At 48.6% G+C, this 9,464-nt stretch carries 9 protein-coding genes; 6 read left to right on the forward strand and 3 right to left on the reverse strand.

What is annotated here, in order from left to right; genetic code table 11:
- Both GY683_RS05975 and GY683_RS05980 read right to left on the reverse strand, forming a co-directional pair.
- Positions 1-780 (reverse strand): LLM class flavin-dependent oxidoreductase (locus GY683_RS05975; RefSeq protein ID WP_297287873.1); only part of this gene is annotated, 780 nt, incomplete at its 3' end.
- 116 nt (positions 781-896) lie between these two features.
- On the reverse strand, positions 897-1,211 hold the full coding sequence (locus GY683_RS05980; protein WP_297287874.1) for a helix-turn-helix transcriptional regulator: 315 nt from the start codon (positions 1,209-1,211) through the stop codon (positions 897-899).
- Between the two features lie 147 nt (positions 1,212-1,358).
- Between GY683_RS05980 and GY683_RS05985 the strand changes: the two genes are divergently transcribed.
- The 5 genes from GY683_RS05985 (at position 1,359) to GY683_RS06005 (ending at position 6,726) form a co-directional block, all read left to right on the forward strand.
- The gene (locus tag GY683_RS05985; protein ID WP_297287875.1) at positions 1,359-2,261 is read left to right on the forward strand and encodes a pseudouridine synthase; all 903 of its coding nucleotides are present in this window, start codon (positions 1,359-1,361) and stop codon (positions 2,259-2,261) included.
- Between the two features lie 116 nt (positions 2,262-2,377).
- Positions 2,378-2,878 (forward strand): ribonuclease E activity regulator RraA, encoded by a 501-nt coding sequence (gene rraA / locus GY683_RS05990; protein ID WP_297287876.1) that lies wholly within the window; start codon positions 2,378-2,380, stop codon positions 2,876-2,878.
- A 281-nt stretch (positions 2,879-3,159) separates the two neighbouring features.
- A complete protein-coding gene (sstT, locus tag GY683_RS05995; protein WP_297287877.1) occupies positions 3,160-4,371 on the forward strand; it encodes a serine/threonine transporter SstT in 1,212 nt (403 codons plus the stop codon).
- A gap of 153 nt (positions 4,372-4,524) precedes the next feature.
- Positions 4,525-5,436, forward strand: a complete 912-nt coding sequence (locus tag GY683_RS06000; RefSeq protein ID WP_297287878.1) for a LysR family transcriptional regulator — start codon at positions 4,525-4,527, stop codon at positions 5,434-5,436.
- A 93-nt stretch (positions 5,437-5,529) separates the two neighbouring features.
- On the forward strand, positions 5,530-6,726 hold the full coding sequence (locus GY683_RS06005; RefSeq protein ID WP_297287879.1) for an amino acid aminotransferase: 1,197 nt from the start codon (positions 5,530-5,532) through the stop codon (positions 6,724-6,726).
- 147 nt (positions 6,727-6,873) lie between these two features.
- Here GY683_RS06005 and GY683_RS06010 read toward each other — a convergent pair whose 3' ends face one another.
- Positions 6,874-8,376 (reverse strand): leucyl aminopeptidase, encoded by a 1,503-nt coding sequence (locus GY683_RS06010; protein WP_297287880.1) that lies wholly within the window; start codon positions 8,374-8,376, stop codon positions 6,874-6,876.
- 254 nt (positions 8,377-8,630) lie between these two features.
- Here GY683_RS06010 and GY683_RS06015 point away from each other — a divergent pair.
- Positions 8,631-9,464, forward strand: an 834-nt coding sequence (locus tag GY683_RS06015) for an LptF/LptG family permease (protein WP_297287881.1), incomplete at its 3' end; no start/stop codon positions are given.

Consider the following 9,464-nt stretch of genomic DNA (forward strand, 5'->3'; position numbering starts at 1 on the left):
AATGTCCGCGACAGGCGGCTTCATGCCGGAGCGATCACCTGTTACCACATTCAAGAAAAACTGTAGGCTTGTCGTGGAGAGCAGTTCGGCTTCATCATCACTGTCTGCGATGATGGCGTTGATTCCTGCGATGACCTGAGGGGCGTCGAGTACGGCAGATGGCTTAAAGTAGTTGCGATAAATGTCCACCGCCTGAGTCAAGAATCTCGGTGCAAAGTGAGAGGCGAACGCATAAGGCAGACCCAATTCCGCCGCCAGATAGGCGCTCTCGGTGCTTGAGCCTAGGATATAAAGCGGTACATGAAGCCCTTTGGCAGGGTAGGCACGTACCTTCTTACCCTGATCATCATCACCAAAATAAAATTGAAGTTCCTTAATGTCGCTAGGAAAGCTCATCGCGAAGTCATCTTGATGGCGACGAATCGCACGTGCGGTCTGCGGGTCTGTACCCGGTGCACGACCAAGCCCCAGATCGACACGGTTCGGATATAGGCTCGCTAATGTGCCGTATTGCTCTGCGACGATGAATGGCGAATGGTTGGGTAGCATGACACCACCTGAGCCGACTCGGATTGTGTTTGTTTTATCAAGCACGCGCTGAATCAGTAGGCTGGTCGCTGAGCTTGCCAGATAGGGCATGTTGTGATGTTCGGCGATCCAGTAGCGTGAATAACCCAGCTTCTCGGCGTGCTGCGCCAGATCAACCAAGTCGTCCACGGCATCGGTAAAGGTCTCACCATCGCGAAATGGCGCTAGGTTTAGGATGGATACGTCAGTCATAATGGTTCTCTTCTTTATAAAATTTATAAATATCTATCAATATAGATATGAGTGATAAAGGTTTTTTTTTCAAGGAAATATAAGCTTTGGGTAAATTTGGCTTGGCGATACTTCTGTTAATTTAGCTCATGTGTGATTTGGTGGATAAAATCACGCACGCCTTGAACGCGGTATCGATAGTAGGTCCATTTGCCCAGTCGCTTACTTTCTATCAGTCCTGCGTTCTGTAGGCTGGCTAAGTAGCTTGAGATGACCGACTGAGCCAGTCCTGACTTATCAGCGATCATGCCCACGCAGATGCCACCATCAAAACCCGTCTCAGCGCAGCGCAGCGCGTCAGTACCGAAATGGGTCGCAGGGTCTTTTAACCATAATAGAATCTGGTAACGGCAGTCGTTGCCAAGCACCTTAAAAATCTCGGTTGATTTCATACATAAAATAATTAAAACTAAACTTATATATCATTATATCTATAATTTTAGATATGTCAAGGCTGGGCATGAAGACGAGCTTAAGACCAAGCGTAAATTCATGTTAAAATGCGCATTCATCCTTAGCCATGACGATCATACCCAGCCATGTCAGATTTTGTTCCGCCGATGATTGATGGCGTATCACCAAGCACGATTTATCTTGAGAAATTAGTCACTCCGCCTGCTGATTTATTTACTTTCTTATGCCAAAAATTCCCCCATGTGGGCATGCAGGAATGGCGCAGACGCTTTGATGATGGGTTGGTGTTTTGGGAGGATGGCAAGATCGCGACCATGGATGCGCCTTATGTACATGGGCGTTCGGTGTATTATTATCGATTTTTGGAGGATGAGGTTGTTGTGCCTTTTGCGCATGAGGTGCTTTATGAGAACGACAGATTCATGGTGGTGGACAAGCCGCATTTTTTGGCGGTGACGCCAGGCGGTGAGTACGTTCGTCAGACGCTACTCACCCGACTAAAGCAGCAGACCAATAATCCTGACCTCTCGCCCATTCATCGCTTAGATCGTGAGACGGCAGGGTTGATTCTGATCAGTAAAGATGTAAAGACTCGCGGCATCTATCAGTCACTGTTCTCGGACAATGCCATCCATAAAACCTATCACGCCATCGCGCCATGCAATGCTGATGTGGCATTTCCTATGGATGTCTGCCTGCATTTAACGCGTGGTGAGCCGTTTTATACGATGCGTGTCGATGTCAATGCGCCACCGAACTCGCACACGCTCATTCATCAGCTCGAGACCCGGGGCGACTGGGCAAAGTATGAGCTGCACCCCACGACAGGCAAGCTGCATCAGCTAAGAGTACATCTAAACCATCTGGGCGTCCCCATCAAGAACGACCCTTATTATCCAAAGGTCAAACACAAAGCGCGCGGCGAGTTCGATGCACCGCTGCAGCTGCTCGCCAAATCACTGTCATTCATCGATCCTGTCACGGGTGAGCAGATGGATTTTTATTCAAAGCGAAAGCTGGATTTTTGACAGAGTGTGCCAGCTTTCGTGAATTGACAAATCAGGGCGAAAGTGCTATTTTTTGATGAAATTTCATCAATTAAAGCCGATCTTTTGGCTTTATCATCATTGAACAAGGAGTAAAAATGAGCGAATTTGTAACCTGTGACCTGCTGGATGACAACGCGGATAAAGACATTCAGGTGGTCAGTCCAAGCATGGATGGGAAGTTTTTCCGTAGCTTCGGCGGTAAAAAAGCCTTCGGGGGACAGGCGGTTACGGTCAAGTGCTTCGAGGATAATTCACGTGTCAAAGAGCTACTTGCGACCGATGGTGCTGGCAAGGTGCTCGTTGTAGATGGCGGTGCATCGATGCGCTGTGCGCTGCTTGGTGACATGATCGCTGAGAGCGCGGTCAAATATGGCTGGGCAGGCGTGATCGTCTATGGCTGTGTGCGTGATGTCGATGCGCTGACCGAGTTGGATTTGGGTGTGCATGCACTCGGCTGCATTCCCCAAAAATCCACCCGCAAAGGCATCGGTGAGACAGGCGTGACGCTGAATTTTGGTGGAGTTAGCATCAAAGATGGCGCATATGTCTATGCTGATAATAATGGCATCTTGGTATCGAATACTGCTTTGGTCTGAATGTAGTTGCTGTATAAAATAAAAGCGTCCTTGGTGGGCGCTTTTTTGTGGCGATATGACTGTTGGTTTGGTTAAGGGCAGCTATTTTATATGAATTGAATGCGAGAAATCGACTATAATGAACGCAGCTTTTATGGTCTTAAAACTTACTCAGATGTAACGACTTTGTTGCCAATATTGCAAAAATGCTAGATTTATGGGCGATAAAAGTGGTATAGTAGAACGATTTTTAATTAAATTTTAAGCATTATCAATCATTATTTAACAATTTAGGAGTCTGTATGCGCTCGTTGGTGAATGCATATCTTAAAGCCGGATTGGTGCCGATGATCATCGCGGCGCTGATTTTGGGTGCGATTGTGGGCGCGCTGTTGCCGTCTGTGGGTATTTCTGTTGGTATTTTGGGCGCGATTTTTGTGGGTGCGCTAAAAGCAGTTGCTCCAATTTTGGTGTTTGTGTTGGTGGTTGCAGCGGTAACGTCTTATCGTGGCGGCGGCGATCTTCGCATCAAGCCAGTTTTTATTCTGTATCTATTTGGCACCTTTACCGCGGCATTGACGGCTGTGGTGGCGAGTTTTACTTTCCCTACCGAGCTTGTGCTGGTGGCAGCAGAGAACATCGAACAGACGCCACCGCAGAACCTAAAAGAAGTGCTGACTACGCTGCTCATGAATCTGGTGGCGAACCCTGTCAAGTCATTGGCAGAAGCCAATTATATGGGTATCTTGACGTGGGCGGTGCTGATTGGTCTGGCGCTTCGCCATGTGAGTGAGACCACTCGCCAAGTCGCAACAGACCTAAGTGCTGCCATCACCAACGTGGTGAAGTGGGTCATCGCCTTTGCACCGATTGGTATATTTGGTCTGGTGGCGGCGACTGTCGCTGAGACTGGTCTGGATGCGCTGCTGGGCTATGGCCATCTGCTGATGGTATTGGTGGGTTGTATGCTATTCATCGCGCTCGTGGTGAACCCCATTATCGTGCTTGCAGTTACGCGTAAAAACCCATACCCATTGGTATTGGCTTGTCTGCGCGAGTCGGGCGTGACGGCGTTCTTTACGCGCTCATCGGCGGCGAACATTCCTGTGAACATGAACCTTGCGCGTAAGCTGGGTCTGAACGAAGAGACTTATTCAGTGACCATTCCGCTGGGTGCGACCATCAACATGGCGGGTGCGGCGATCACCATTAACGTGCTGACCTTAGCAGCGGCGCACACGTTGGGTCTGGATGTATCGTTCGGTTCGGCGTTATTGCTTGCCATCATTGGTAGCTTGGCAGCGTGTGGCGCATCAGGCGTGGCAGGCGGTTCGTTGCTACTGATTCCGATGGCGTGTAGCTTGTTTAGCATTCCTAATGACATCGCCATGCAGGTGGTGGCGATCGGCTTCATCATCGGTGTCGTACAAGACTCGGCAGAGACCGCACTAAACTCATCAACTGACGTGCTATTTACCGCAGCAGTCGATCCAAAATACGCCTATAAGGGCTAATCTAAAAACCATCAAAAACCGATTTCTTAGGAAGTCGGTTTTTATTTTTGCCAAAATCATTAAAATCACAGATTTATTTTTCTAGAACACTTGTATCTTACGAATTATAATTTATAATATTAACTTATACATATATTACTAGGATTTATAATCGTGAGTACTACGCTGCGCCAGTTGCGCGCTTTTGTGCTGGTTGCTGAGCAGAACAGCTTCACCAAGGCCGCTGAGACACTGTGCCTGACTCAATCCGCTCTAAGTGGTCTGATCAAGGAGCTTGAGCAGAATTTAGATGTCAAGCTGTTCGACCGCACCACGCGAAAGTTGCACCTGTCCGATGCAGGCATGCGCTTATTGCCGCAGGCGCGCCGCGTGCTCAATGAGATGTCTGTGCTCAATGAAAAGGTCTCTAACCTAAAATCCTTACACCAGGGGCATATTCGTCTGGCGGTCTCGCAGCAGCTATCTGCATCGACGATGCCTAAGTTCATCGCTAAGTTCTGTGAGCTGCATCCGCACATTCAGGTTACGCTAACCGACTGCTCTGTGGATGATGTGGTGGAACACATTGAGAATCTGGAGGCGGATTTGGGTGTGGCGCCTGAGCGTGTGCATTCTGATGATCTAAAGACTGACACGCTGTTTCGTTCTCCGTTTTATTTGGTGCTACCTAGTACACATCCTTTCGCCAAAAAAGACGTGGTGCGCTGGGCGGATCTGTTGAGCGAACGCTTGATTACTCTGAACGGACCTTTTATTAAGTCGCTGCAAAATGAGCTGCCTGCGAACATCTCGAACCGTATTTTCCACCCTGATTTTGAGATTAATTTCTTATCGACCGCGCTTGGCATGGTGCGCATGGGTCTGGGCGTGACGGTGTGTCTGCTGTATGCAGCGGAATGGGTGGAGCAGAACGGCTTGGTCATGCGTCCGATCGCAGAGCCTGTGGTGGAGCGTAATTTTTTACTCTACACCCATAAGAATCGTTCGCTGTCGCCGGCTGCGGTGGCGTTTAAAGAATTTTTGATTGAGAATGCGCACGAATTTTTGGTGAGTCATCCAAAATAGATCGCATTTGACATATTTATCTGCACAAGGTGTGGATTTTCGGCTATACTGTCTTTGTTTTTAACGGCCTTTACTAACCTAAGGAAAATTGCCATGTTTAATCATGTTGAACACTATGCGGGCGACCCGATTTTAGGGTTGATGGATAAATTTGCGAACGACCCACGCACCGACATTAAGGTGAACTTGGGTGTTGGCGTGTACTATACCGAGGATGGCAAATTGCCTGTGCTTGAGTGCGTAAAAACAGCTGAAGCTCAGATTGCCAACCCGCCACGCCCACGTGGTTACTTGCCAATGGATGGTCTGGCTGGCTACAAAAAAGCATGCCAAGATCTATTGTTTGGCAACGACAGCCAAATCGTCAAAGATGGACGTGTCGCCACCATCGCAACCTTGGGCGGCTCGGGCGCACTAAAAGTGGGTGCAGACTTCATCCATGAATGGTTCCCAAATGCAAAATGCTACGTGTCAAACCCAACATGGGCGAACCACATCGGTATCTTTGAAGGTGCTGGCATCGAAGTGGCAAAATACCCATATTATGATGCCCAGACGATCGGTGTAAAATTCGATGAAATGTGCGAATTCTTCAAAGGTCTGAACGAAAATGACGTGGTGCTACTGCACCCATGCTGCCACAACCCAACCGGTGTGGATTTGACCAATGACCAATGGGATGTGGTGCTTGATATTGTCAAAGACAAAAAGCTCATCGCGTTCATGGACATCGCTTATCAAGGCTTTGGCGAAGACATGGAAAGCGACGTGTACGCCATCCGTCGCGCCGTGGACATGGGCTTGCCGATCTTCGTATCAAATTCATTCTCAAAAAACCTATCGCTATATGGCGAGCGCGTTGGCGGTCTGTCAGTGGTTGCACCATCAAAAGAAGAAGCCGACCGAGTACAAGGTCAATTAAAATTCACCGTACGCCGCATCTATTCAAGCCCACCATCACACGGTAATAATGTCGTGGATATCGTGATGAACGATGAAGCGCTGTTCGAGCAGTGGGTTGGTGAAGTGTATGAGATGCGTGACCGCATCCGTGAAATGCGCCAAAAACTACAAGACACTCTAACTGCCAAGTTGCCAGAGCGTGATTTTAGCTACTTCACCAAGCAGCGTGGCATGTTCAGCTTTACCGGTCTGACCGCTGAGCAAGTCGTGCGTTTGCGTGATGAATTCGCGGTGTACATGGTTGAAAATGGTCGCATGTGTATCGCTGGTCTGAACAACAAGAACGTTGAATACGTTGCTAATGCAATGGCAGAAGTTCTAAAATAAGCCTAAATTAGTACAACAAAAAAACCGCTTATGATTAAGCGGTTTTTTTGTTGCCCATCGCTAATGAGCCGTAGCAGTAATCAGCGATGAGCTTGCCATCAGAATAAAGAAAACGCCCATGTTGTATGGGCGTTTTCTTTGGGTGGCTTATTGATTTTCTTGAGATTTTAGGAATTGCACCAGCATTGGCACAGGGCGGCCTGTCGCGCCTTTGTTTGCACCGCTAAGCGATGCGGTACCTGCGATGTCAAGGTGCGCCCATGCTTGACCTTCTTTGATGAAGTGCTGCAAGAAGCATGCTGCGGTGATAGAGCCGCCTTCGCGCCCACCGATGTTCTGTAGGTCAGCGAAGTTTGATTTTAGTTGGCTTGCATATTCATCATCAAGCGGCATCTGCCACAGTAGGTCGCCTGTATGTTCGCCAGCTGATTCTAGGGCAAATAGTGTATCTTCGTCGTTACTGTACACGGCTGAGCGCACGCTGCCTAGGGCGATGACGCACGCGCCTGTTAGGGTTGCTGCATCCACGATGGTGCGTGGCTTGTAATTATCCTGAACGTAGCACAGCGCATCGCACAGCACCAAGCGACCTTCGGCGTCGGTGTTTAGGATCTCAACGCTCGTGCCGTCCATCGCAGTTACGATGTCGCCTGGGCGAGTGGCCTTGCCTGATGGCATGTTCTCTGCGCAGGCGAGCACGGTCACCAGATCAATCTCAAGACCTGCTTCGCACACTGCTTTGGTAGTGCCTAACATGGCAGCCGCGCCGCCCATGTCAAATTTCATCTCATCCATACCAGCGCCAGGTTTTAGCGAGATGCCGCCTGTATCGAAGGTGATGCCTTTACCGACCAGAGCGATCGGATTGTCCAGCTTGGCTTTTTTGCTGCCTTTTTTGTTCTTGCCATAATATTCGATGACCACCAATTGACCTTCTGCGTCAGAGCCTTGGGATACTGACATGAAGCAGCCCATGCCAAGCTTAGCCATTTCTTTTTCGCCTAGGATGGTTACTTTGACTTTATCGCCGTATTCTTTGGCAAGCTTTTTGGCTTCTTTTGCCAGTGCCACTGGATTTAGATTGTTTGGCGCTTCATTTGCCAAATCACGGGCGAAGCTTTGACCTGCGAATGTGGCTTTGGTCATATCAAGCGCTGCCTGATAGTCGTCTTGGCTGTCTTTGTTATTGATGAAGCTTAGGGTGGTTAATTTGTCGGCATCGGCTTTTTTGGCGAAATAACGATCGAAGCGGTAGCTTGCCGCCAATAAAGACAGCGCAAATTGCGAGAAATGTTTTTGGCAAATCACATCACCCCAAACGATGGCGGCTGATTTGTGGTTTTTGATGTTTTTGTAGGTTGCCGCGCCAAGCTTTTGGATGTTTTTGGCAAGTTTGTCTAATTTGCCTGCGCCAATGACAGTGATGCCTACGCCATCATCTGATAGGGCGTAATCGCTCACCACGTCACACAGCTCACCTTTAAAGCCTGATTTTTTGATGAGATTTTCTGCGCGGGCGGTATGTTCATTTTGGGTGTTGCCAAGAAGCTTGCCTTCATTGTCGGCGAAGAATACCAGCTGTGGCAGCGGGTTGGATTTGGTAGCTTTTTTTAGGGTGAGTTCTGAATGAACGGATAATTGAATTGACATGATCTTTCCTTGTGAGTTTTGTTGATGAATAAATAATGGCGTAAGCGGGCTTACAACAAGATTAGTTTAGCATATTTGCCATGCTTAATACATAGTGTACCATGACAAAAAAACAAGCCAAAAGTACGAAAATCGCCTAAACATTTTGTTTAAAAATTTATTCAAAAAAGCTTAAAATCCTCGCATCATCGCTAATCTTCGCCATGATTTTTTGATATAATGAGAGGTTAATTTTCCTGATTTTGGATGATGTCTTGATTTTACGCCGCTATATGATACGCGAGGTTGCTACGACCACCGCCCTGGTACTTGGGTTCTTGGTGGTGATGCTGCTTGGTGGGCGTTTGATTCGCTATTTTGGCATGGCGGCAGAAGGTGGGCTTGATGTGGGCGTGCTATTTACGCTCATCGGCTATAACCTGCCTTATTTTTTGGAGCTGATTTTTCCGCTGTCGTTTTTTATTGGGCTGATGCTTGTTTTTGGTCGGCTGTATGCTGATCATGAGATAGCGGTACTAAACGCCAGCGGCATCAGTCGTGGGCGCGTGTCGCGGCTGCTCATACCGCTTGTGCTGGCGGCTTTTTTGGCGCAAGGGTTCATCACGCTCGTCGCCAAACCGTGGGGCGTGGCGAAGGCAGCGAACATCTGGCAGGAGCAATCAGTCCTCGAGATCTTTGACATCATCACCCCAAGAAAATTCATCAGTAGTGGCGAATACCATCTTTATGTCGGCGAGATTGGTGAGAATCGCGAGTACCTGCAGGATGTCATCGTCATCCAAATGGCGAAAAACCCTGACCCTAGAAATGCCGCCAGCATGAGCGACATCGCCCATCAAGATGGTCAAGCGGACAACGCCCAAAAGGCGCAAGAAATCGCCACCAGAATCCCCCAAGAGCTCATCTCCGAAAAAGACACCATCATCTTTGCCAAGTCTGCGACCCAAGTGGACAGCGATGACGGGGTAATACGACTCGACCTGCATCAGGGGCGACGCTATGAAGTTGATGCCACCAGCAAGAAATATAGCCAGATTGGGTTTGAGCGATATCGCATCAGTCTGGCGGCCAGCAGTAACGAAGACCTA

It is taken from the genome of Moraxella sp. (assembly GCF_024227015.1).
Lineage (GTDB): Bacteria > Pseudomonadota > Gammaproteobacteria > Pseudomonadales > Moraxellaceae > Moraxella.

Bases quoted from the DNA above. Each gene is read 5' to 3' on its own strand.
- GY683_RS05980 (WP_297287874.1), bottom strand. From the start codon at position 1,211: ATGAAATCAACCGAGATTTTTAAGGTGCTTGGCAACGACTGCCGTTAC.
- GY683_RS05985 (WP_297287875.1), top strand. From the start codon at position 1,359: ATGTCAGATTTTGTTCCGCCGATGATTGATGGCGTATCACCAAGCACG.
- rraA (WP_297287876.1), top strand. From the start codon at position 2,378: ATGAGCGAATTTGTAACCTGTGACCTGCTGGATGACAACGCGGATAAA.
- sstT (WP_297287877.1), top strand. From the start codon at position 3,160: ATGCGCTCGTTGGTGAATGCATATCTTAAAGCCGGATTGGTGCCGATG.
- GY683_RS06005 (WP_297287879.1), top strand. From the start codon at position 5,530: ATGTTTAATCATGTTGAACACTATGCGGGCGACCCGATTTTAGGGTTG.
- GY683_RS06010 (WP_297287880.1), bottom strand. From the start codon at position 8,376: ATGTCAATTCAATTATCCGTTCATTCAGAACTCACCCTAAAAAAAGCT.